The sequence below is a fragment of the Pseudomonas sp. Eth.TT006 genome (genome assembly GCF_054456575.1).
The window spans coordinates 1-23,156 of the sequence record NZ_JBTJEN010000025.1 but is presented as its reverse complement, the minus strand read 5'-3'; the positions used below and the strand labels follow the sequence as shown (position 1 = coordinate 23,156).

Here is a 23,156-nt window from a genome sequence, read left to right as displayed (position 1 = left end):
TGCTTGCAAGACCCTGGGCGCTCTCCGCGTTTGACGCGCTCGGGTCAGGCTCGCTTAAAGAGTCAGTAAACGGAACAGGGCGATCTTGTTGATCTCCGCCAGCGCGCATTTGAATTCGGTGTCGACCGAGTTGTGAATGCGCGTTTCGAACGCCGCGAGGATCTGATGCCGGTTGCTGCCTTTTACCGCCATGATGAAGGGAAACTTGAACCTGGCCTTGTAGGCATCGTTCAGCTCGGTGAAGCGCTGGAACTCTTCGGCCGTGCATTGGTGAATACCGGCGCCAGCCTGTTCATTGGTGCTGGCCTCGGTCAGTTGGCCCTGGACGGCAGCCTTGCCGGCCAGGTCCGGGTGAGCGTTGATCAGCGCCAGTTGGCTGGCGTGATCGGCGCTCAACAGGATGTCGCTCATGCGCTGGTGCAGGGTTTCGATCTCGTCGATCGAAGCGTTCACACCGAGGTCATAGGCCTTCTCGGCCACCCATGGCGAATGTTCGTAGATGTCGGCGAAGGCGTTGACGAAAGCGTCGCGGCTCAGGCTCGACGGTTGCAGGGTCTGAAAGCGGCTCATTGGGCGGCCCCTTGGTACGGGTGGGTTTCATGCCAGTGGCGCGCGATGTCGACGCGGCGGCTGAACCACACCTGTTCATGACTTTTGACGTATTCGATAAAGCGCTTGAGCGAGGCCAGACGCGCCGGACGGCCGATCAGGCGGCAGTGCAGACCGATCGAGAGCATCTTCGGCGCTTCGGCACCTTCGGCGTACAGCACGTCGAACGCGTCTTTGAGGTATTCGAAGAAATCGTCACCCTTGTTGAAACCCTGGACCTGGGTGAAGCGCATGTCATTGGTGTCGAGGGTGTACGGGATCACCAGATGCGGCTTGCCGGTCGGGTTGTTCGGTTCCCAGTAGGGCAGGTCGTCGTCGTAGGTGTCGCAGTCGTAGAGGAAACCGCCTTCTTCCATCACCAGACGCCGGGTGTTCGGGCCGGTGCGGCCGGTGTACCAGCCCAGCGGGCGTTCGCCGGTGAGTTCGGTGAGGATGCGGATCGCTTCGAGCATGTGCTCGCGCTCTTGCGCCTCGTCCATGTACTGGTAGTCGATCCAGCGGTAGCCGTGGCTGCAGATCTCGTGACCGGCCGCGACCATCGCGCGGATTACATCCGGGTGGCGCTGGGCGGCCATGGCCACGGCGAAGATGGTCAGCGGAATGTCGAATTCCTTGAACAGCTTGAGGATCCGCCAGACGCCGGCACGGCTGCCATACTCGTAAAGCGATTCCATGCTCATGTTGCGCGCGCCCTGCAGCGGCTGGGCGGCAACCATTTCGGAGAGGAAGGCTTCGGATTCTTTATCGCCGTGCAGAATGTTGCGCTCGCCACCTTCTTCGTAGTTGAGCACGAACGACAGGGCGATGCGGGCATTGCCCGGCCAGTGTGGGTGAGGAGGGTTACTGCCGTAACCGATCAGGTCGCGTGGGTAGTCAGCGCTCACTGCAGTCTTCCTTCTTATTCGTTGACAGAGGTGTGGCGGCCTGAGGGTGAGTCAGCAGGCTGGCGTCACAGCGATGGGCTGATTGTATACAACTTCATTCGCAATTTGTAAGCCTGAATTTTCGCATTTTTCACCGACTGTCATCTTTTGTTGTTAATGCGCTGAGCCTGCAAGAAACCTGCCTGATCAGTCAGCTAATGGATCGCAGGTTCAATCTCCAGGCACTTGGAGGGTAGATCAGGGGTAAACACCCGAATGGCGGGGGTGAGGTGAAAAATGTCGTTTTTATTGTGTACAATTTTTTTGAAAAGTGTCTTAATCAGTCGCTCGCCGCAGCTTTTCGTGCTCCGAATCGGTGCGGTCTCCTTTTTACCTGACTTCGGGAGGCGCGAAGTCTGACTGCTGTGGGCAGGCAGGCGCGCAGAATCAATGGGACGTTTGACAACACACGTTTTGGACGCTGCACACGGTTGCCCGGGCAGTTCGATCAAGGTCGAGCTGTACCGCGTTGAAGGCTCGCAACTGGAATTGGTTGCCAGCGCGATCACCAACAGCGATGGCCGGGTCGATGCGCCGCTGCTGCAAGGCGATGACTACCGCACCGGGGTCTATCAGGTGCAGTTCCACGCCGGCGATTACTACCGCGCCCGTGGCGTGCAGTTGCCGGAGCCGGCGTTTCTCGACGTGGTGGTGCTGCGTTTCGGCATCTCTGCCGAACAGGATCACTACCACGTGCCCCTGCTGATCTCGCCTTACAGCTATTCCACCTACCGGGGCAGCTGACCCCCAAGCAGCAGCCCCCACCCGGGAAGCGACTGCGCATATAGCTTCTTTGGTCTTTCGCCCGCTCACACTGCGGGCTTTTTTTCGTCTGGAGGAAAGTGGTGTCTGGTCTGACGCCATCGCTGGCAAGCCAGCTCTCACAGTGTCCGCGTCGTACACAAAATATGTGCACACCCCGCAACCTGTGGGAGCTGGCTTGCCAGCGATGCTTTTAACGACTCAACAGAGAAGCGGCGCCAGCACCCCCAAACAACCCGGCACTCACCCGATTGAACCAGCTCTGCCCCTTGCCGCTGCGCAGATAATGCGCCGCGCCATGCGCACCCAAACCGTAAGCCAGTTTGCAGCACAGATCGAGCACCACCCAGGTGGCGATCATGATCAGCAACTGCGGCAGGAACGGCTGTTGCGCGCTGAGGAACTGCGGCAGAAACGCGGCGAAGAACAGGATGTCTTTCGGATTGCTCGCACCCAGGACAAAAGCGCGACCAAACAAGGTGCGGAAACGCGGCACCGGCGCGGCTTGCGGCACTTCGGCGCCGACCGACGGCTGACGCGACTGCTGCCAGCTCTGCCAGGCGAGGTAGAACAGGTACAGCGCACCGACGATTTTCAGTGCGCTGAACAGCTGTTCCGACGCCAGCAGCAGCGCGCCAAGCCCGAGCGCCGATGCACTGAGCAGGCAGATCGAAGCGATCACGCCGCCGAGAAACGCCGGGTACGAACGGCGCAAACCGTAGTTCAGGCTGTTGCTGATCATCAGCAATGACAGCGGCCCCGGAATCAGGATCACCACCAATGCCGCGCCGCTGAACAGCAGCCAGGTTTCCAGACTCATCACTTCGCTCCTTTTTTTGTTGTACTCAAGAATGTGCAAAAGCCCCACCCGCGAGGGTGAGGCTGTTTTGACGCCGGAACCGCGTGCCGTTTACAGGAAGATGAACTTGGCGATGAAGATCGCGCAGAGCACCCACAGACTGACGGAAATTTCCTTGTACTTGCCGGTACCGGCCTTCAGCGCCACATAGGTGATGAAGCCCAGCGCGATGCCGTCGGCGACCGAGAAGGTCAGCGGCATCATGATCGCGGTGACGATCGCCGGAATGGCATCGGTGGCTTCGTCCCACTCGATGTGAGCCATGCCGCCCATCATCAGCATCGCCACGTAAATCAGCGCACCGGCAGTGGCATAAGCGGGAATCATGCCAGCCAGCGGTGCGAAAAACATCGCGGCTATAAATAGCACACCTACGGTGACAGCGGTAAGACCAGTCCGACCACCAGCGGCTACGCCCGCGGCACTTTCCACATAGCTCGTCACCGGAGGCACACCGACCACCGCGCCGAACACGCTGGAGGCGCTGTCGGCTTTCATCGCGCGGGAGAGGTTTTCGATACGGCCGTCAGCGTTGACCAGATTGGCGCGCTGGGCGACGCCCATCAGGGTGCCGGCGGTGTCGAACATGTGCACAAAGAGGAAGGCCAGCACCACGCTGATCATGCTGACGTTGAACACGCCGGCCACGTTCATCGCCATAAAGGTCGGTGCCAGGCTTGGCGGGGTCGACATGATCCCTTCGTAGTGCACGATGCCCAGACCCCAGCCGGCCAGGGTCACGGTGATGATGCTGATAAGAATCGCGCCGAACACCTTGTGGTAGCTGAGGATCGCGATCATCAGAAAGCAGATCGCCGCGAGCAGCGGGCCGGGTTCGCGCAGGGAGCCGAGCTTGATCAGGGTGGCCGGGCTGTCGACCACGATGCCTGCGGTTTTCAGGCCGATCAGCCCGAGAAACAGCCCGACACCGGCACCCATCGCAAAGCGCAGGCTGACCGGAATGCTGTTGAGCAGCCATTCGCGAATGCGCGAGAAGGTCAGGATCATGAACAGCACACCGGAGACGAACACCGCGCCGAGCGCGGTTTCCCAGTTGTAGCCCATGGTGCCGACCACGGTGTAGGTGAAAAAGGCATTGAGGCCCATGCCCGGGGCCAGGCCCACCGGCCAGTTGGCGTACAGGCCCATCAGCAGGCAGCCGAGTGCGGCGGCGATGCAGGTGGCGACGAAGGCTGCACCGTGATCGATCCCGGCATCGGCCATGATGTTCGGGTTGACGAAGATGATGTAGGCCATGGTGATGAAGGTAGTCAGACCGGCAATCAGCTCGGTCTTCACCGTGGTGCCATGCAAGCTGAGTTTGAACAGGCGCTCCAGCACCCCAGAGCGCAGGGGCGGCGAGAGTTCCAGCGTCGATGCTTCGGATTTGCGGCTTTCCACAGCGAGTACTCCTCAAGAGTTTTATTGTTATTTCCAGGGCTGGACCCATGAGGGGGTGGCAGCAGCCCTTTGAGGCATACGCGAATTTGTTGACCATGCAGTCAGGAACTCGCACGCAGTGGATTATGCTTTTGTGTACAAATAAAGCAAATATTGTTTTTGATTTTGTTTACGAAAGCTCCATTGATAGGGATATATCGTTTTTGCGGACGCCTTCGCGAGCAAGCCCGCTCCCACAAGGGAATGCGTTCTAATGTGGGAGCGGGCTTGCTCGCGAAGAGGCCAGTCGGCTCAATCGACAGCTACCTGACTGTTCCCCAACGCCATATTCACCGCCAACCACCCATTCACCGCCGCCTCCCCAGCCTCGGCAAACACCCGCTCAAGCAACTTCACCTGCTCGCGGCGCAGCGCCTGCTCGAACTTCGCGCCCTCAGCGGTCAGTTCCAGCAGACGCTTACGTTTGTCCGTCTCCGCCGCCACGCTGTCCACCAGATGCATTTCCTGCAACTGGCGCAGCGGCATGTTCAGCGCCTGTTTGCTCACCCCGAGCAACCCGAGCAATTCCTTCACGCTGAGATTCGGGTAGCGCGCGATGAAAAACACAATCCGCTGATGCACCCGGGACAGGCCGCGACGTTCGAGCATTTCATCGGCCTTGGCGGTGAACGCCTGGTAGCCGAAGAAAAACGCTTCCATCGCCTGTTGCTGGCTCGCGGGGTTTTTAAGGTCAAGCATGTTGACGTACTCGCTCAAGCTGTCGTAGTTTCAGTCAACCAGTTTGACTCATTTTTCCCAGACCTCGCTAGCGGTGACTCCCATGGCTTTTTCCGAACGTGTTTCGCGCCTTAAAAGTTCTCTGATCCGAGAAATCCTCGCCGCCGCCCAGCGCCCGGAGGTGATGTCGTTTGCCGGCGGCTTGCCCGCCGAAGCCATGCTGCCGAAAGTCGAATGGGCCGACATGCCGCTGTCCCTTGGCCAATACGGCATGAGCGAAGGCGAACCGGCGTTGCGTGAAGCGCTGGCGGCCGAGGCGAGGGCGCTGGGTCTGGCCTGTGAGGCGAGTCAGGTACTGGTGGTCAGCGGTTCCCAGCAAACCCTTGATCTAGCGGCCAAGTTGTACATCGATCAAGGCACCGAGATCCTGCTGGAAGCTCCGACTTACCTCGCCGCGCTGCAGATCTTCCAGCTGTTCGGCGCCAATTGCCTGACCGTCCCGCAAGAGGCCGACGGCCCGAATCTGCAGCAACTGCGCAGCCGCCTTGAACAGCATCGCCCGGCGTTCATCTACCTGATCCCGACGTTCCAGAATCCGTCCGCCGTGCGCTACAGCGAAGCCAAGCGTGCGGCCGTCGCCGCGCTGCTGGATGAATTCGGCGTGACCCTGATCGAGGACGAACCTTACCGCGAACTGACCTTCGATGGCGGCAGTGCCAAACCGATTGCCGGGCGCTTGCAGAAAGCCAGCTGGATCTACACCGGCACGGTGTCGAAAACCCTGCTGCCGGGGCTGCGCGTCGGCTATCTGATCGCCAGCCCGGACCTCTTCCCGCACTTGCTCAAGCTCAAGCAGTCGGCGGATCTGCACACCAACCGCATCGGTCAGTGGCAGGCGCTGCAGTGGATCGGTACGGAACAATATCAGCAGCATTTGAGCGAGTTGCGCGGCTTCTACCGGCAGCGCCGCGATGCTTTCCAGTCCGCGCTGGAAACGCACTTTTCCGATCTGGCCGACTGGAACATGCCGCAGGGCGGATTGTTTTTCTGGCTGACGCTGAAGCAGCCGCTGGATACCCGCACCTTGCTCAACCAGGCGTTGGCCAATGACGTGGCGTTCATGCCGGGCGAGCCGTTTTTCCCGGAACCGGATAAGCATCTTGGGCATCTGCGGCTGAATTTCAGCCACATCGATCCGGCGCGACTGGATGAAGGATTGAAGCGATTGGCGGCGGTGGTGCGGCAGGCGCAGCTAGAAAAAGCGGCCTGAAAACAAATAAACCGGCTTGAGGGCCGGTTTTTTTGTCTGGGATTTTTGCTGCCTGTAATGGCCTCATCGCGAGCAGGCTCACTCCTACAGTTGGAATGCGTTCCCTTGTAGGAGCGAGCCTGCTCGCGATAGGGCCATCAGCCCCAAAACAGAAATTTCAAACCGCCGCAAACCGCTTATCCAGATAATCAATAATCACCTTGGACTCATACATCCACGTGGTCTGCCCATTCTCTTCAATCCGCAGGCACGGCACTTTGATTTTGCCGCCCTGATCCAGCAGGGTCTGGCGATCCTGTGCGTTGTTCTTCGCGTCCTTCAGCGCCACCGGTACGTTCAGGCGGCGCAGGGTGCGGCGGGTTTTCACGCAGAATGGGCAGGCGTGGAACTGATACAGCGTCAACTCCTTCGCGGCCGCATCCACTTGAGCCTGGGCAGCGGCGGGGCGCTGTTTCTTGCTCGGGCGGGTGATGAAGTCGATGAAGATGATCAGTTGGCCAAGGCCGACACGAAGCGCTTTTACGAACACGTTGAAAGCCTCACGGTACAAATGGAGAAAGGCGCGCAGCTTACCCGATTTTTCACGGGCAAAAAAAACCGGCGATCAACGCCGGTTCTTTTCTGCAGCCGATTACTTGATCAGGCTGAGGAACTCGCTGCGCGTCGCCGCGTTTTCGCGGAACTCACCAAGCATCACCGAAGTGATCATCGACGAATTCTGCTTCTCGACACCGCGCATCATCATGCACATGTGCTTGGCCTCGATCACCACAGCCACGCCCAGCGCGCCGGTGACTTGCATCACAGCATCGGCGATCTGGCGGCTGAGGTTTTCCTGGATCTGCAGGCGGCGGGCGTACATGTCGACGATCCGCGCGACCTTGGACAGCCCCAGCACCTTGCCGCTCGGGATGTAGGCAACATGCGCCTTGCCGATAAACGGCAGCAGGTGGTGTTCGCACAACGAGTACAGCTCGATGTCCTTGACCAGCACCATTTCGCTGTTGTCGGAGCTGAACAGGGCACCGTTGGTGACCTCTTCGAGCGTCTGTTCATAACCGCGGCAGAGGTACTGCATGGCTTTGGCGGCACGCTTTGGCGTGTCGAGCAGGCCCTCGCGGGACACGTCCTCGCCCAATTGGCCGAGAATCGCGGTGTAATTCTGTTCCAGTGTCACAGGGGCTGATTCCATAAGGGTTTCAGAAGGGTACTGGTTCTGTCCGTACCAATGTTGAACCAATCAAGCTGTTTTCGGGCTACCGACGTCAACCGCTGGTGCTGGTTGACCCATCGGGCGCAGGTCGATAGCAAAATCTGAATGCTATGACGCAGTTGAGTGGCAATAAACGCAGGGTTCAGACCCGCCATGGGGCACATGGTAGCGTATGTGTGTCGGCAGTTGTATTGGGCGAGAGGTGAATCCTTTATTTGACGGCGCCACCCAACGCAAATCGCGGTGCCGGGGGCGCATGCTTTGGGGTTCCGGATGGCCGTTCTCAGGTGACCCGCACAAGCAGGTCAGGGCCAAGCCGGTTTGTGGGACTGGTGATCATCAACAGCTTTTAATCGTTCAAATCCAGGAATTACTTTTACGAAGGATTCAATCTGGCCTGAAACGGCGACGATCCGTTGAAAGTTGCCACCGGAAACGTCGCGCTGATTACTCTTTATCAACTGCTGCATTAATGTCAATTCTGACAATCATAAAGTTATGGGCTGAGGATGCCGAGTTCCTGGCGCTTTTGCGTCATTCCAGTATTGCGTGGCTTGATTGCAACTTATATGTAATAGAGTAAAAAGTTATAGCGCGAAGTCTTTAGAAAATTAACGTGAATGTTTTCCAATGGTCGGAGGTTCGGCTAAGTTTTTGAACTAATTTCCCTGATCCGCCGGTCGTGATGCCCGCTTTTTTTTACAACTTTGGCTCGTGTTTGCGTTTCGTAATCTGGCGGGCAATAAAGTCTGCGATCCTATTTCCAGGAGAAATAAAATGGCTAATAGCGGAAATAACAATCCGGGCAATTTCGCAAACGACCCTGAAAAAGCGTCCGAGGCAGGACGCAAAGGAGGTCACGCCTCTGGCGGAAATTTTGCCAACGATCCGGAACGCGCGTCCGAAGCGGGCAAGAAAGGTGGCGAGAACAGCCATGGCGGTGGCCGACAGGCCAGCGAGTCTGCATCGGGAGAGCAAAGTCGCGGATCTGGTCAGGGCGGGAATTTTGCCAATGACCCGGAAAAAGCGTCAGAAGCCGGCAAAAAAGGCGGTCAGCACAGCCACGGGGGGAATCATAAATCGTAAAGCAGCGTAAGCCGCCAGGCCTCGCCTTTTCGCGAGGTCTGGCGCACTTGATCATAGAAATACATGAAGCTTCGGCTTATCGATCGGCGCTTCGCATTTCCTGTACGGGATCAATCTGCGATGGACCGAGGAACACCCCGCGTTCGGGCCTGCGTCGATGAATGATGGCCCAAAGCACTGTGCATCCGGGCCGGTTTTCCACCGAATTTTGCGCCCCCCTCAATCGTTTCCTTCGAGCATGCTGCTGCACAGGGTTTCTATGGTATCCACCAGTTCCTCGTATTGGACAGGCTTGCATATATGGCGATCAAAGCCGGCGTTTTTCGCTTTCTGTGCTTCGATGGCGACGCCGTACCCGGTCAATGCGATGGCCGGTGTGAACTTGTGCAGTTTGGTCTGGCGCAGTGATTGAATCAGCTCATGCCCGTCCATTACCGGCATGCTGATATCCGACAGGATAATATCGTAATGTTCGGTCGTAGCATTTTGCAGGGCGAGCACTGGTTCGATGAAAGACTTCACAAGTGCATCTTCCATCTCCAGAAGCATGCGCATGACGTCAACGACCTCGGCGGAGTCGTCTACCAGCAATACTTTCAATCCCTTGAGCCGGCCTTTCTGCTGCGCTTTTGGTTCATCCTGATCGGTGTCGAGCACCTGATCGGAAAGCGGTAGCAGCACGGTAAATGCACAGCCGTGGCCAAGTCCCGCCGACTTGACGCTGACCGTGCCACCATGGGCCTGGGCGAGTTGCCGGACCAGCGACAATCCAATTCCCAAACCATCACGCTGGTGGATGCCGTTTCTCGGTTTAGCCTGGCTGAACAGGTCAAAAACATGTTCGATGTCCGCAGGTGCCAGACCGATGCCGTTGTCGATGATCTGCAGCCGGGCGTGACCGTCGTTCGTACCCAAAATGATCTGCACCCGCGCGGATGCGTGGCTGAACTTCAGCGCGTTATGCAACAGATTCCAGATGATCTGTTCCAGGCGCGTCGGATCACCATCGACCGGAACGGATACATCGGCTGCAGGCGCATCAAGGATGATTTCGGCGTCCGGGTATTCTTCAGTGACGACCGCGTGAATGTCGCGAACCAGGACGCCCAGATCAAGCAAGCGGGTCTTGAGTTTCAATTTGCCGGTGCGGATCCGCGCCACGTCCAGAAGATCATCGATGATACGTGCCTGGCTGGCGACCGCTTCGCTGATGGTTGCAACCGCTTTGCTGGCCTTCTCTGCACTGCGTACCGAGGGCAGGCGACGAAGGATTTCCGTGTTCAGCTGGATCAGATTGAGCGGATGCTTCAACTCGTGCGACATGACGGCGAAAAACTCGTCTTTCATGTGACTGCTGACCTGAGTCTCCGCCAGTTTCTTGCTCTGCTCTTCGTGCAAGCGTTTGTGACCGGTCAGGTCGCGGGCGATCTTGACGTAGCCCACATCCGTCTCCGCGCGCAACAACGTGACTTCGCCGCTGCAATAAAAACGGCTGCCGTCCTTGCGCACATGCCAGCGTTCGTCCTCACCCCGTCCATGTTCCCGGGCCTGACGCAGCTCTTTTTCCGGAACGCCGGCTTTGCGGTCTTCAGGCGAGAACAGCAAGTCGTAATAGACGCCCATGACCTCAGTGCTCTTGTAGCCAAAGATCAGCTCGGCACCGGTGTTCCAGTCAGTGATGAGGCCCTGCTCGTCGAGGATGATGATCGCAAAATCATGGGTGCTTTCCGCCACCAGGCGCATGCGTTCCTGGCCCAGACGCAAATCTTCCTCGGCTTCACGGCGTTTGGTGATGTCGATGAAGGTCAGCACCGTGCCGTCGATATGGCTCTCACTGGAGCGATAAGGCAGCAGCCGGGCGATGTACCAGCGGTGATCAATGCTGCTGACTTCGCGCTCCATCATGTTCAATGATTCGAATACCGAGGTCGCGTCATCCGCCAGTTGTGGATAGTTGAGACGATGAGTGATGTCGAGTAACGAGCGCCCGGTGTCTACCGGCAACATGCTGAAAATATCGGTCGCACGCGGGGTGAACCAGCGGATGTGCATGTTGCGATCCACGAAGACCGTGGCGATATCCGTGGAGGCGATCAGGTTGGCCAGATAGTCGTTGATCTTGTCAGTTTCTTCGACTTTCGTTTTCAGCTCGTAGTTGACCGTCAACAGTTCCTCGTTGATCGATTGCAACTCTTCCTTGCTGGTTTCCAGCTCCTCGGTCGCCGAGCGCAACTCCTCGTTGATCGCGTGCATTTCTTCGTTGGACGCCTTGAGTTCTTCGCTGGACGTCTCGGAATGCTCGATGGTTTCCTGCAGATGTTCTTTAGTGCGCTGCAGCTCGTTTTCCAGGCTGGCGAGCACCTGGTTTTCGGTTTGCAGGCTCAATTCGTTGTCCGGCCCGGTTTCGATGGGCGACACACCAAACACAATCAGGCGCACGTCCTGCTCGGACATCTCGTCCTTGTAGGGCTGAACCGTGATATCGACGTAGTAATCGCCCTGGGAGTCCTGAATACGGATTTTTCTCGAAAGGGTCGCTTTACCGCTCTGTTGCGCCTGGAACAGGGTAGTACGCAACTCAAGGCGCAAGGGCGGCATGACCAGCCCTAGCACGTTGCGGCTCATTTCGCCGCCGATATAGCGCAGGAAGCGACCCGCACCCTCACTCATGTGGAGAATGTCGGCATTGCCGTCGACGATCAGGCTCGGCGGCAGGCGCTGCTCGAGGGCGCGCTGATGGATATCCGCGTAAGCCACTTTGCGCGTCACTGGCACCATGGGCGGCGGCACTGACATATTGAATGACGTGAATCCGCCTCGCGGCATGGTCGGCGTGCGGCGGTTGGCGGTGCCCGCCTTGGCGCGGAAAATACGGTTGCGTTTGTCCACCGGGGTGAACAGATCCGGACAGGCATCCGCCGACTCCGATGAGCCGAGGAACAAGTAGCCACCGGGACGCAAGGCGAAGTGGAACATTTGCAGAATGTCGCGCTGAATCTCGCGCTCAAGGTAGATCAGCAGATTACGGCAGACGATCAGGTCAATCTGCGAGAACGGCGGATCAGACAACAGGCTGTGATTGGCGAACAGGACTTTTTCGCGGATCTCCTTGCGTACCTTGTAACGTTCGCCTTCTTTCACGAAGTACTGACGCAGTCGTGTCGGCGGCACATCCGTAAGGATGGCTTCCGGGTACTGCCCGGCGCGTCCGGTGGCAATGGCTCGCTCATCGATGTCGGTGGCGAACACCTGCACCTTGACCGGATTGGATTCAAGTTTCTGATGCTCGGTGCAGAGGATGGTCAGGCTGTAGGCTTCTTCGCCGGTGGAGCAGCCTGCCGACCAGATGCGCACTTCTTCACGCTTGGGTTTTTCCTGCTCGTTACCCATCAGCGGTGTCAGCACGTGTCGCTCAAGTGCCTCGAACGCTTCGCGGTCACGAAAGAAGTTAGTGACACCGATCAACATGTCGCCGAGCAGGTTGCTGGGTTCTTCGGGGGTGTTTTCCAGATAACTGAAATAAGTGGGCAGATCCGGTTGCGCGGTTACCTGCAGACGGCGCTCGATACGGCGCAAGACCGTTGCGCGTTTGTAGTGTTTGAAATCGTGCCCTGTGCGATTGCGCAAAAGCAGCAGGATGTCTTGCAAGGTCTGCTCCGCCACGACCCGCTCCCGCTCCGGTGTATCCGAAGGCACCTGCATGTCGTTGGGTTCGGGCAAAGTGATGCTTTGCGAGTTTCGCCACAGTTCGAGGAGCTTCTGCGGAATTTCAGCAACGGGCAACACCACGTCGACCATCGAGGTGGCGATCGCCGCTTGTGGCATGCCATCGAACTCGGCGTCCGATGGTGCCTGCACGATCGTCACGCCTCCTTGTTCCTTGATTCTCGACAGTCCGACCGCACCGTCGCTGCCGGTGCCCGACAACACGATGCAGAAAGCATGCTCCTTGTGCACATCTGCCAAGTCGCGGAAGAACAAGTCGATGGCAATGTGGCTACCGACGGGACGGCTGGCAGGGATAACCCGTAGGTAACCATCATTCATCGATAGCTGGCTGGCGGGTGATATGACATAGACATGATTGCGCTCGATAGGGCAGGCATCCGTCACCTGCCGGACCGGCATTGCGGTGCAGTCCTGGAGAATCTTGTCGGCGACACTTTCATGATCCGGTGACAGGTGCAGCACAATCACAAATGCCATGCCGCTGTCGGCTGGCATCTGTTCGAAAAAGGTTTTCAGCGCATCCAGGCCACCTGCTGAAGCGCCGATTCCGACGACCGGGAAGGATAAATGACTAGGCGTTACACCGGCCCGCTGAGGCAGTGACGGTTGGCGCTTCGGTGTCGGTTTCATCTCTAAATCCTGTTTGATCGTCTGACTTGCGTTCCCATTGGGCAGGATTGTAAAAGTCATCGTGTCAGCGCGATAGCGCTAATGTCTGCATCCGGCAAGCGGATGCCAGCTTTGTCCTCGACGTCGGGGCAAGCCCCAACTGAATGACAGATGCTTAGGCTAGTTGCTTTGTACGCGTTGTAAATGATGGCATATTGTAATTGCCTCAATAAGTGTAAACAGTACGAAGGCCCAAGGATTGGAAGTTGCTGGGTATTTCATCCTGCTTCTAAAGTCACTATCAGACTGAAAAGTTATACCGGACTTTGGTATAAGTTTGTTATTAACTGCGACAGCTTAATAGTGGTACGAGCCATGCAGGACTGTCTTCGAAATAACGTCACCGTTTGTCGGTGCGCCAGAACTAAATAAAACTGACGCTTTTGCAAGCCATCTCAATAAAAAACGTCGGGCGTTAAGTCGGTATAGATGTTTCCAGGTTGCCCGCACTCTGTGCGGGATTTTTTTGGAGTGCTGTCTCGTGCCTGAAGAAAATATCGATCATTCGAAATCCTCACGATGCATCCACGTGTATATACGAAGAGGTTATTACTTGGGTAAACAGCCCGACCTGTATTATTGCGTAAAGTGCGGTGAGGGACGCGTGGCGGATCAGTGGCCAGACTTCGAGCGCCGTCGGCAAAACGGGCAGACAGGGCCGACGGTTGCCATTCGAGTCGTGCTCAAGCCATCGTAAAGGCGCGAGGGCGGACACCACCCTGCCAGTTCGATGTAACGCGATTATTCGTCGCGACCTTCCATCATGGTGCGTTTGAGCATCACGTACACCGCGCCGGCGCCGCCGTGTTTCGCCTGACATGAGCAGAAACCCAGCACTTGCGCATGCTGGCGCAGCCAGGTGTTGACGTGGCTTTTGATCATCGGCCGCTTGCCGTCCAGGCGCACGGCCTTGCCGTGGGTGACGCGCACGCAGCGGATTTCGAATTTGGTCGCTTCGGCGAGAAACGCCCACAGGGTTTCGCGGGCTTTTTCCACGCTCATGCCGTGCAGGTCGAGGCTGCCTTCGAACGGGATCTGACCGATCTTGAGCTTGCGCATCTGGCTTTCCTGCACCCCGTCGCGCGCCCACATCAACTCGTCTTCCGGGCCGACGTCGATCACAAACTGATCGGACAGGCCATCGACGGTCGTGGCATCGGTGCGCACGGTGGCGGACTGGCGCAGCTTGGCGATCTGCGCGCGGTCAGCCTTGGGTTTGCCGGTGTCGGCGCGGTCGTGCTTGATCGGCTTGACGCCTTGGATCGCACTTTTGAACAGGGAAAAATCGTCGTCTTGCATGTCAGCCTCCGCGAAGGGCGGCCAGTTTACCCAAGTCGAAACAAAACGGCCCGGCTAAAAGCCAGGCCGTCGTGTCAGTCGTGTTTTTTCATCAGATGCGGGGACATGTTCAGTTCCCGCGATTGCCGTGCGCGGCGCCGGCAACGACGCCACAGCGCCACGCCGAAGTACAGGAACAACAAGCCGACGGCCAGTATGATCGCTGAACCCATCGGTGTGGCATTCAAATCGCCGAGCGCCGGTGGGCGCCCGAGCAGGCTGGCGGCTCCGGCCATCGCCAGCAGCACCCCGAACGTCGCCAGAATGGCGGCGATCGCTGCGCCGAATCGAAAACGCCAGTTGCTTTGGCCTTTGGGCCGCAAGCGGCGTGCGTCAAATCCATCGGATAACTTCATTCCGACCTTCCTCAATGGGTATCGGCCCTTCGACCGGGAGTTGACCGGGTTGTTCCTGAGGCTAAGGCAATTGCAGCAAATGCGAGGCTTTTGCAGATGAGCGGCGCCGCAAGCCGCTCACCGACGCCAATCAGATCAGGTCTTGGGTCAGCGCGAGGGTGGCGAAGTTGTCGGCCATGATTGCCATCTCCGCTTCCTGCACCACGGCGGCGCTGAGCACGCGGCCCTTGAACGGCAGGTCACGGGTAGCGCAGGCGTCTTCGACCAGAGTGCAACGGAAGCCCAGGTTCTTCGCCGCGCGCACGGTGGTGCTGACGCTGGAATGGCTCATGAAGCCGCAGACGATCAGGTCCAGCGAGCCGAGGTTCTGCAGGCGGTCGAGTAGTTCGGTGCCATGAAAGGCGCTCGGCAGCAGTTTGCCGATGATGGTCTCGTCACCCTGCGGCTCCAGGCCGGGAATGAACTCGCCACGCTCGCCCTGCGGATCGAACAGGCCACCGACGGTGCCGAGATGACGCACGTGCACGATCGGCCGACCGGCTGCACGGGCCGCAGCGACCAATTGTTTGATGTTCGCGACGGCCGCGTCCATGCCGCTCAGGGCCAGCGGGCCACTGAGGTATTCCTTCTGGGCATCGATGATGACCACGGTGGCATGGCTCAGTGTGGCCGCTGCGTAACCGCGGCCGCTGAGTTGAAACATCGTTTTTGGAACGGACATTCTGGGGCTCCTTGGAGTGGGGCTTTTGCGACATTCTCCTCTGGCTGAGCGCTTCTGTGAATCGCTACCATCGCAGGGGCCGTCGTTATTGGCCTGCAGCCTTGTCAAGTTACACGTTCTGTTCAATGGCTGATGCAAAAAACAGAAAGGTCCTACCGTCGCCCGGCTGATTTTCCTGCGTCGTCGGCGCGCGTTTTGGCTGCTAGAATCGCCAGTCGTTTTTTCTGGAGTTCTGCCCCGTGATCACTTCCCGACTTCGTACCCTGCGCGACCACATCCGTTGGGCCGTCAGCCGCTTCCATGGGGAGGATCTGTTTTTCGGCCATGGCACCGACAACGCCTGGGATGAAGCCCGGCAACTGGTGCTCGGTGCGTTGCACCTGCCATGGGAAATCGCCGACAGCTACCTCGATTGCGCGCTGGAAGACGACGAGCTGGTCAATCTGCAACGGATGCTCAAGCGCCGCATCGAAGAACGCATTCCGACAGCCTACCTGCTGGGCGAGGCGTGGTTCTGCGGCATGTCGTTCATCGTCGATGAGCGCGTGCTGATCCCGCGTTCGCCGATCGGCGAGCTGATCGAGAACCGCTTTGCGCCGTGGATCGGCGACGAGCCGGCACGCATTCTCGACCTGTGCACCGGCTCCGGCTGCATCGGCATCGCCTGCGCCTACGAGTTTCAGAACGCCGAAGTGGTGCTGGCGGATCTGTCGTTCGAAGCGCTGGAAGTCGCCAACCAGAACATCGAGCGCCACGGCGTCGACGAGCGCGTGTATACCGTGCAGGGCGATGGTTTCGATGGCTTGCCGGGGCAGCGCTTCGACCTGATCGTTTCGAACCCGCCCTACGTCGACGCGGAAGATTTCGCCGACATGCCGGACGAATACCAGCACGAACCGGAGCTGGGCCTGGCTTGCGGTGAGGATGGTCTGAACCTGGTGCGCCGGATGCTTGCCGAAGCGGCGGATCATCTGACCGAGAAGGGCTTGTTGATCGTCGAGGTGGGCAACAGCCAGGTACACGTCGAAGCGCTGTACCCGGAAGTCGATTTCGCCTGGCTCGATTTCGCGCGCGGCGGGCATGGCGTGTTCATGTTGACCGCGGAGCAGTGCCGCGCGCATCAGGCGCTGTTCGCTTCCCGCGTTTAAGTCTTAAAAGCTTCGCGAGCAAGCCCGCTCCCACAGGTTTCGTGTACGACACAAAAATTCTGTGGGAGCGTGGCTTGCCCGCGATGGGGGCGCCTCGGTCTCAATCTGTTACCGGTGCGTCGCAATCCAGATCAACAACCCCGCCTGAAACACCGCAAACGCCACTAGGCAAGTAATGGTGAAACGCAGCCCGGCGTCTTCACGCTTGAACTTGCTGACTTTCTCTTCCTGCTTCTTCAGTTTCACTTCCTGCTCGGCCAGATTCTGCTCGGCCTGTTGCAGCATCTGCGCCGCTTCGAGGATTTCAACGATCTGCAACTTTTCGCTGTTCCAGTCGCCGAGCAAGTCACCGACCTGCACTTCTTTGACGCTGCCCTTCAAATGCTGGGCATCGGCGTACGCCACATCAAACCCATGCACGCGCAAGAAGTGATCGCGACGCAGGCGGGTGTCTTCGTTCAGCGCGTCCTTGTTGTTCAGGTCCATGCCGTCGACGGTGTAGGCGGGCCAGCGTTTCTTTGCCCAATTGATGCCTTGCGCCGCCATGAAACGTCCGATGCCACGGTTCAGCGGTTCGATCTGCAAGCCGCTGTCGGGGCCGAAGTGCACGCGCCTGGTGGTGTGATTGACCCACACATCGAGATGATTCTGCTCTTTGCGTACGCGCTGGCCGGGCAGTTTGATCGCCATGCGCATCAGGCTGTGTTCTTTACCGTTGCGCTCGGCGTAGCCGAATTCGACAAAGCGCAGCGGCCGGCCACCGGTGTTACGGTCCGTCTGCAGCGGCGCCAGACGGAGCATCTTGTGGTGTTCGGCGCTGACGTCCGCCCAAGGCAGCTCGACCGCTGGCGGTGCGTCTTTTTCAGCGGTGGTGTCGGGTGAATTCTGGGTATCAGTCATAACGGCGAGATCCTGTCCATGCGCTGCTTGTCGCCAGCCGGTACGCGGGCGACAAAGGCTTATCGGCCGTTTCTGTCAGGACTGGAGGGCAAAATGCCTTCAACGGGTGCGAAGTCCGTCAATAAAGGCGATGAGCGTGCTGCCCAGCTCGGCCGCCAGTGGCAATTGCGGGTCCTTGTAGGAGGCCAATTGCCGTTTCACGTCGGCAGGGACGATGCGCATGACATGGTTCATGCCGTCGATCACCGCCAGGTGGGCGTCCGGTTTGGCGGCTTTCAATGCTTGGGCATCGCCGACGCCGACCTGCATGTCGTTGCTGCCCTGAACGATCAGCGTGGGTATCTGCACTTGGGCAAAGGCTTTGGCCGGGTCCTGGCGGAACAGCGAAATCAGGTACGGCTGCACGCTCGGGCGGAAAATCGGCTGCAGCGGCGCCGGCACGTTGGCATCGGTGTGGCCGGCCTTGAGGCTGTCGAGCAGTTCGTTGCTGCGCAGCATCAACGGCGGTGGCAGGCTGCGCGCCAGTTGCTCGCGGATCACCTGATCGACGGGTCGTGCGCTGCCGGACAGGGAAATCAACGCCGCGGCGTCGGTGCGCGGGGCGGCGAGGGTGGCAATCAGCGCGCCCTCACTGTGACCGAGCAGAATCAACGGGCCGAAACGCGGGTCGCTTTTCAACTTCTGGCTCCAGGCCACGGCATCATCGACGTAGGCCTCCACCGACAGATTGCGCTCGTCGGGCGTGGCGGCGAGGCTCGCGGCCACCCCGCGCTTGTCGTAACGCACGCTGGCGATGTTGTGTTTGGCCAGCACCCAGGCCAGGCGCTTGAGGCTGTCGTTGCGCCCGCCATCGGGGTTATTGCCGTCACGGTCGGTAGGACCGGAGCCCGCCAGGATCAGGACAACCGGCACCGGGTTGTCGGATTTTGGCAGCAACAACGAGCCGAATAGTTCACCGTGACCGGTGTCCAGAGAGATCGGGCGCTGCAGAACAGTCGCGTGGGCAAAGCCGGTAAACAGGGTAAGACTCAAGATCAGAACTCGCAGCATCATCACGCCATCATTCGCCAAGGTGCCGGTTGGACTCACCCACACCACTAAGGTTCGAGGATGAACTACTCGGTTAGCCTGCGTATACTGGCGCGCATCACGAATTCGGGTTTGATTTCACGGAGCGTCCTGCATGTCCGGCAATACCTACGGCAAGTTGTTCACTGTCACCACCGCGGGCGAAAGCCATGGTCCGGCGTTGGTCGCCATTGTCGACGGCTGCCCGCCGGGCCTGGAAATTTCCCTCGAAGACCTGCAGCGCGACCTCGATCGCCGCAAGCCGGGCACCAGCCGCCACACCACCCAACGCCAGGAAGCCGATGAAGTCGAAATCCTTTCCGGCGTGTTCGAAGGCCGCACCACCGGTTGCTCCATTGGCCTGTTGATCCGCAACACCGACCAGAAGTCCAAGGACTACTCGGCGATCAAGGACCTGTTCCGCCCGGCCCACGCCGACTACACCTACCACCACAAATACGGCGAGCGCGATTACCGTGGCGGCGGCCGCAGCTCGGCGCGGGAAACCGCGATGCGCGTGGCGGCCGGGGCGATCGCGAAGAAATTCCTCGCCACCCAAGGCATCGTCATCCGTGGCTACATGAGCCAGCTCGGGCCGATCGAAATCCCGTTCAAGACTTGGGATTCGGTGGAAGAGAACGCCTTTTTCAGCCCGGATCCGGACAAGGTGCCGGAGCTGGAAGCCTACATGGACCAGTTGCGCCGCGATCAGGACTCGGTGGGAGCGAAGATCACCGTGGTGGCCGAAGGCGTGATGCCCGGCCTCGGCGAGCCGATTTTCGACCGTCTCGACGCCGAGCTGGCGCATGCGCTGATGAGCATCAACGCGGTGAAAGGCGTGGAAATCGGTGCCGGTTTCGCCTGCGTGGCGCAGCGCGGCACCGAGCACCGCGATGAGCTGACCCCGGAAGGTTTCCTCAGCAACAACGCCGGCGGCATTCTCGGTGGCATTTCGTCCGGCCAGCCGATCGTCGCGCATCTGGCGCTGAAGCCGACCTCGAGCATCACCACCCCGGGCCGTTCGATCGACGTCAATGGCAACCCGGTGGATGTGATCACCAAGGGCCGGCATGACCCGTGCGTCGGCATCCGCGCCACGCCGATTGCCGAAGCGATGATGGCCATCGTGCTGATGGACCACCTGCTGCGTCACCGTGGGCAGAACGCCGACGTGCGCGTCAGCACTCCGGTGCTGGGTCAGCTTTGATGGTTGCTCGCCAAGCCGTCGCGGCATAACGGGCGTGGCGGCGCTCCCGTACTGGCGGCTGTCCAGTTTCTATCTTTTCTATTTCGCCTTGCTCGGGTCGACCGCGCCGTTTCTGGCGCTGTACTTCGATCACCTCGGATTCAGTGCCGCGCGTATCGGCGAACTGGTGGCGATCCCGATGCTGATGCGCTGCGTGGCGCCGAACATCTGGGGCTGGCTCGGCGACTACACCGGCAAACGCCTGGCCATCGTGCGTTTCGGCGCGGTGTGCACGCTGCTGACCTTTTCGCTGATTTTCGTCAGCAAGACCTACGCCTGGCTGGCGATGGTCATGGCCCTGCATGCGTTCTTCTGGCACGCGGTGCTGCCGCAGTTCGAAGTCATCACCCTCGCGCACTTGCAGGGGCAGACTTCGCGCTACAGCCAGATCCGCCTGTGGGGCTCGATCGGTTTCATCATCACCGTGGTCGCGCTGGGCCGCCTGTTCGAATGGCTGAGCCTGGATATCTACCCGGCGGCGCTGGTACTGATCATGGCCGGTATCGTCCTGAGCAGTTTGTGGGTGCCGAATGCGCAGCCGCCGCAAGGCAATCGGCCGAGCGGCGAGGGCTTCCTCAAGCAACTGCGCAACCCCGGGGTGCTGGCGTTTTATGGCTGCGTCGCGCTGATGCAGATGAGCCACGGCCCGTATTACACCTTTCTGACCCTGCACCTCGAACGCCTCGGTTACAGCCGTGGGGTGATCGGCTTGCTCTGGGCGGTGGGGGTGGTCGCCGAAGTGCTGATGTTCATGTTCATGAGCCGGATCCTCACGCGCTTTTCCCTGCGCCGGGTGCTGATAGCGAGTTTTCTGCTGGCGGCGCTGCGCTGGGTGTTGCTGGGTTCGTTCGCCGAATTCCTCTGGGTGCTGTTGTTCGCCCAAGTGCTGCACGCGGCGACTTTCGGCAGCTTTCATGCGGCTGCCATCGCGTTCGTGCAACGTAGCTTCGGCGCGCGCCAGCAAGGGCAAGGCCAGGCGCTGTACGCCGCGCTGGCCGGCACCGGCGGCGCGATGGGGGCGTTATATGCCGGTTACAGCTGGAATGCCCTCGGCGCCACATTGACCTTTAGTATTGCCAGTCTCGCAGCGCTCGCTGCGGCCGTTATCATTGCCACACGTATGCAAGAGGACAGGCCATGAGCCTTACCCGTGAACAGCTCGCCCAGCAAATCGTCGACGCCGGGCGTTTCCTTTATGGTCGCGGCTGGTCGCCGGCCACCAGCAGCAACTACTCGACACGCCTGTCGCCGAGCGCAGCGCTTCTGACGGTGTCCGGCAAGCACAAGGGCCAGTTGGGTCTGGACGATGTGCTCGTCACCGACCTGTCCGGCAACAGCCTGGAACCGGGCAAAAAGCCGTCCGCCGAAACCCTGCTGCACACCCAGCTTTACAGCTGGCGCGCAGAGATTGGCGCGGTGCTGCACACCCATTCGGTCAACGCCACGGTGCTGTCGCGCCTGACTGCGGAAGACTTTATCGAGTTCGAAGATTACGAACTGCAGAAAGCCTTCAGCGGCATCTCGACCCACGAATCCCGGGTGCGCGTGCCGATTTTCGACAACGATCAGGACATTGCGCGCCTCGCCGCCAAGGTGCAGCCTTGGCTCGACACCCATCCCGATTGCGTCGGATATCTGATTCGCGGCCACGGCCTCTACACCTGGGGCGCGCAGATGAGCGACGCCTTGCGGCAGATCGAGGCCTTCGAATTTCTGTTTGAATGCGAGTTGAAAACCCGCAGCGTCATGAACCGCCAGGGCTGACTTCAACAGAAGCAGCCTATTCGCCTGATGAAATGCACTGCCCGACCGGTCTGCAAGAGCCGGACGGCAAGGCCGATACCGAGGAATTGCCCATGAGCAGCCTGTCCGTATATCACGTTTCCAGCCCTGACCTGCCGAACAAGGTGCTGACCCATTTCGAAGACATCGCCTCGACGCTCGCCGAGCAGGGCGTGCGTTTCGACCGCTGGCAAGCCGCAGCGAAGATCCAGCCCGGTGCCAGCCAGGAAGAAGTGATCAGCGCCTATCAAACGCAGATCGACCAGCTGATGACTGAGCGCGGCTACATCACCGTCGACGTGATCAGCCTCAACAGCAATCATCCGCAAAAAGCCGAACTGCGCGCCAAGTTCCTCGAAGAACACCGCCACGGCGAAGACGAAGTGCGCTTTTTCGTCGCCGGTCGTGGTCTGTTCACCCTGCACATCGACGATTACGTCTACGCGGTCCTGTGCGAGAAGAACGACCTGATCTCGGTGCCGGCCGGTACCAAACACTGGTTCGACATGGGCGAAAACCCGCACTTCGTGGCGATCCGCCTGTTCAACAACCCGGAAGGCTGGGTTGCGAACTTCACCGGCGAAGACATCGCCGGGCGCTTCCCGCGTCTGGAGGACTGAGTCGATGTCGATCAAAGTCATCCTTACTGATATCGAAGGCACCACCAGCGCGGTGAGTTTCGTGTTTGACGTGCTGTTTCCGTATGCGGCCAAACACCTGCCCGACTTCGTGCGGCACAACGCCGAGCGCGCCGATGTTGCCGAGCAGCTCGCCGCCGTGCGCCGCGACAGCAACGAGCCGCAGGCCGATGTGGAACGGGTGGTTGCAATCCTCCTGAACTGGATCGCCGAAGACCGCAAGGCCACACCGCTCAAAGCGCTGCAAGGCATGGTCTGGGAGCAGGGTTATCAGGCCGGGCAGTTGAAGGGCCACGTGTACCCGGATGCCGTTGAAGCACTCCAGCGCTGGCATCAGGCCGGTTATCAACTGTTTGTGTACTCGTCGGGTTCGATCCAGGCGCAGAAGCTGATCTTCGGTTGCTCCGAGGCGGGGGATCTGACGCCGCTGTTCAGCGGCTACTTCGATACCACGTCGGGGCCGAAGCGTGAGGCACAGTCTTATACCAATATCCAGCAAGCCATCGGCGTTGAACCCGGGGAAATTCTGTTCCTCTCCGACATCGTCGAAGAGCTGGATGCCGCTCAATCGGCCGGCCTGCAAACCTGCGGCCTGGCCCGCGAAGGTGGCGAACTGGTAGGCCACGTCACCGTCGACAGCTTCACCGGCATCGAACCGGAAGCCTTCTAACCACAAATCCCTGTAGGAGCTGCGGCACGCTGCGATCTTTTGATCTTGTTT

Annotated in this window: 21 protein-coding genes and 2 pseudogenes; 10 read left to right on the top strand and 13 right to left on the bottom strand. The window is 59.4% G+C overall.

Annotated features, from left to right (window positions below):
- Window positions 1–54: 54 nt before the first annotated feature.
- Entirely contained in the window at window positions 55–570 is a 516-nt protein-coding gene (gene uraD / locus ACXR0M_RS25875; RefSeq protein ID WP_458834456.1) for a 2-oxo-4-hydroxy-4-carboxy-5-ureidoimidazoline decarboxylase, read from the bottom strand.
- Window positions 567–1,493, bottom strand: coding sequence for an allantoinase PuuE (puuE, locus tag ACXR0M_RS25870; protein ID WP_458834455.1), 927 nt, complete (start codon window positions 1,491–1,493; stop codon window positions 567–569). The genes uraD and puuE overlap by 4 nt, the downstream gene beginning before the upstream one ends.
- Window positions 1,494–1,922: 429 nt before the next feature.
- On the opposite strand from puuE, the gene uraH reads away from it, so the two are divergent.
- Window positions 1,923–2,276, top strand: coding sequence for a hydroxyisourate hydrolase (gene uraH / locus ACXR0M_RS25865; protein WP_008031462.1), 354 nt, complete (start codon window positions 1,923–1,925; stop codon window positions 2,274–2,276).
- Between the two features lie 211 nt (window positions 2,277–2,487).
- Here uraH and ACXR0M_RS25860 read toward each other — a convergent pair whose 3' ends face one another.
- The 3 genes from ACXR0M_RS25860 to ACXR0M_RS25850 form a co-directional block, all read right to left on the bottom strand.
- A complete protein-coding gene (locus ACXR0M_RS25860; protein ID WP_458834454.1) occupies window positions 2,488–3,114 on the bottom strand; it encodes a LysE family translocator in 627 nt (208 codons plus the stop codon).
- A 90-nt stretch (window positions 3,115–3,204) separates the two neighbouring features.
- Entirely contained in the window at window positions 3,205–4,554 is a 1,350-nt protein-coding gene (locus tag ACXR0M_RS25855) for an NCS2 family permease (RefSeq protein ID WP_458834453.1), read from the bottom strand.
- A 291-nt stretch (window positions 4,555–4,845) separates the two neighbouring features.
- Window positions 4,846–5,292 carry a MarR family winged helix-turn-helix transcriptional regulator gene (locus ACXR0M_RS25850; protein WP_458834452.1) on the bottom strand — a complete coding sequence of 149 codons (447 nt, stop codon included), beginning with the start codon at window positions 5,290–5,292 and terminating at the stop codon, window positions 4,846–4,848.
- An 82-nt stretch (window positions 5,293–5,374) separates the two neighbouring features.
- On the opposite strand from ACXR0M_RS25850, the gene ACXR0M_RS25845 reads away from it, so the two are divergent.
- Window positions 5,375–6,541, top strand: coding sequence for an aminotransferase-like domain-containing protein (locus ACXR0M_RS25845; RefSeq protein WP_458834451.1), 1,167 nt, complete (start codon window positions 5,375–5,377; stop codon window positions 6,539–6,541).
- A gap of 157 nt (window positions 6,542–6,698) precedes the next feature.
- On the opposite strand, the gene ACXR0M_RS25840 is transcribed toward ACXR0M_RS25845, so the two are convergent.
- Both ACXR0M_RS25840 and folE read right to left on the bottom strand, forming a co-directional pair.
- The gene (locus ACXR0M_RS25840; protein ID WP_458834450.1) at window positions 6,699–7,070 is read right to left on the bottom strand and encodes a glutathione S-transferase N-terminal domain-containing protein; all 372 of its coding nucleotides are present in this window, start codon (window positions 7,068–7,070) and stop codon (window positions 6,699–6,701) included.
- Between the two features lie 102 nt (window positions 7,071–7,172).
- Window positions 7,173–7,718 carry a GTP cyclohydrolase I FolE gene (folE, locus tag ACXR0M_RS25835; protein ID WP_019826593.1) on the bottom strand — a complete coding sequence of 182 codons (546 nt, stop codon included), beginning with the start codon at window positions 7,716–7,718 and terminating at the stop codon, window positions 7,173–7,175.
- Between the two features lie 813 nt (window positions 7,719–8,531).
- Between folE and ACXR0M_RS25830 the strand changes: the two are divergent.
- Window positions 8,532–8,696: pseudogene (locus tag ACXR0M_RS25830) on the top strand (con-10 family general stress protein); the annotation flags it as partial.
- A 63-nt stretch (window positions 8,697–8,759) separates the two neighbouring features.
- Window positions 8,760–8,840, top strand: a pseudogene (locus ACXR0M_RS25825) (con-10 family general stress protein); the annotation flags it as partial.
- A gap of 219 nt (window positions 8,841–9,059) precedes the next feature.
- On the opposite strand, the gene ACXR0M_RS25820 reads toward ACXR0M_RS25825, so the two are convergent.
- The 4 genes from ACXR0M_RS25820 to ACXR0M_RS25805 all read right to left on the bottom strand — a co-directional run bounded on the left by ACXR0M_RS25820 (window position 9,060) and on the right by ACXR0M_RS25805 (window position 15,653).
- The gene (locus ACXR0M_RS25820; protein ID WP_458834449.1) at window positions 9,060–13,199 is read right to left on the bottom strand and encodes a CheR family methyltransferase; all 4,140 of its coding nucleotides are present in this window, start codon (window positions 13,197–13,199) and stop codon (window positions 9,060–9,062) included.
- A gap of 780 nt (window positions 13,200–13,979) precedes the next feature.
- Window positions 13,980–14,537 carry a Smr/MutS family protein gene (locus ACXR0M_RS25815; RefSeq protein WP_103303797.1) on the bottom strand — a complete coding sequence of 186 codons (558 nt, stop codon included), beginning with the start codon at window positions 14,535–14,537 and terminating at the stop codon, window positions 13,980–13,982.
- A 74-nt stretch (window positions 14,538–14,611) separates the two neighbouring features.
- Window positions 14,612–14,932 carry a hypothetical protein gene (locus ACXR0M_RS25810; protein ID WP_007914024.1) on the bottom strand — a complete coding sequence of 107 codons (321 nt, stop codon included), beginning with the start codon at window positions 14,930–14,932 and terminating at the stop codon, window positions 14,612–14,614.
- A gap of 130 nt (window positions 14,933–15,062) precedes the next feature.
- The gene (locus ACXR0M_RS25805; RefSeq protein ID WP_003223193.1) at window positions 15,063–15,653 is read right to left on the bottom strand and encodes a cysteine hydrolase family protein; all 591 of its coding nucleotides are present in this window, start codon (window positions 15,651–15,653) and stop codon (window positions 15,063–15,065) included.
- A 239-nt stretch (window positions 15,654–15,892) separates the two neighbouring features.
- Between ACXR0M_RS25805 and prmB the strand changes: the two genes are divergently transcribed.
- Window positions 15,893–16,801, top strand: coding sequence for a 50S ribosomal protein L3 N(5)-glutamine methyltransferase (gene prmB, locus ACXR0M_RS25800; protein ID WP_458834448.1), 909 nt, complete (start codon window positions 15,893–15,895; stop codon window positions 16,799–16,801).
- Between the two features lie 108 nt (window positions 16,802–16,909).
- Here prmB and ACXR0M_RS25795 read toward each other — a convergent pair whose 3' ends face one another.
- Together ACXR0M_RS25795 and ACXR0M_RS25790 are read right to left on the bottom strand one after the other, a co-directional pair.
- The gene (locus ACXR0M_RS25795; protein ID WP_458834447.1) at window positions 16,910–17,701 is read right to left on the bottom strand and encodes a hypothetical protein; all 792 of its coding nucleotides are present in this window, start codon (window positions 17,699–17,701) and stop codon (window positions 16,910–16,912) included.
- A gap of 99 nt (window positions 17,702–17,800) precedes the next feature.
- Window positions 17,801–18,754 carry an alpha/beta hydrolase gene (locus ACXR0M_RS25790; RefSeq protein WP_458834446.1) on the bottom strand — a complete coding sequence of 318 codons (954 nt, stop codon included), beginning with the start codon at window positions 18,752–18,754 and terminating at the stop codon, window positions 17,801–17,803.
- Window positions 18,755–18,884: 130 nt separating this feature from the next.
- Here ACXR0M_RS25790 and aroC point away from each other — a divergent pair, with 130 nt between their 5' ends.
- From aroC to mtnC, 5 genes are all read left to right on the top strand, one after another.
- Window positions 18,885–19,976, top strand: coding sequence for a chorismate synthase (gene aroC, locus ACXR0M_RS25785; protein ID WP_458834445.1), 1,092 nt, complete (start codon window positions 18,885–18,887; stop codon window positions 19,974–19,976).
- A 34-nt stretch (window positions 19,977–20,010) separates the two neighbouring features.
- On the top strand, window positions 20,011–21,156 hold the full coding sequence (locus ACXR0M_RS25780; RefSeq protein ID WP_458834444.1) for an MFS transporter: 1,146 nt from the start codon (window positions 20,011–20,013) through the stop codon (window positions 21,154–21,156).
- Complete coding sequence (locus ACXR0M_RS25775) at window positions 21,153–21,779, top strand: methylthioribulose 1-phosphate dehydratase (RefSeq protein WP_458834443.1); 627 nt, start codon at window positions 21,153–21,155, stop codon at window positions 21,777–21,779. The genes ACXR0M_RS25780 and ACXR0M_RS25775 overlap by 4 nt, the downstream gene beginning before the upstream one ends.
- 92 nt (window positions 21,780–21,871) lie before the next feature.
- Complete coding sequence (locus ACXR0M_RS25770) at window positions 21,872–22,417, top strand: 1,2-dihydroxy-3-keto-5-methylthiopentene dioxygenase (protein WP_458834442.1); 546 nt, start codon at window positions 21,872–21,874, stop codon at window positions 22,415–22,417.
- Between the two features lie 4 nt (window positions 22,418–22,421).
- A complete protein-coding gene (mtnC, locus tag ACXR0M_RS25765) occupies window positions 22,422–23,105 on the top strand; it encodes an acireductone synthase (protein ID WP_458834441.1) in 684 nt (227 codons plus the stop codon).
- The last annotated feature ends 51 nt before the right edge of the window (window positions 23,106–23,156 follow it).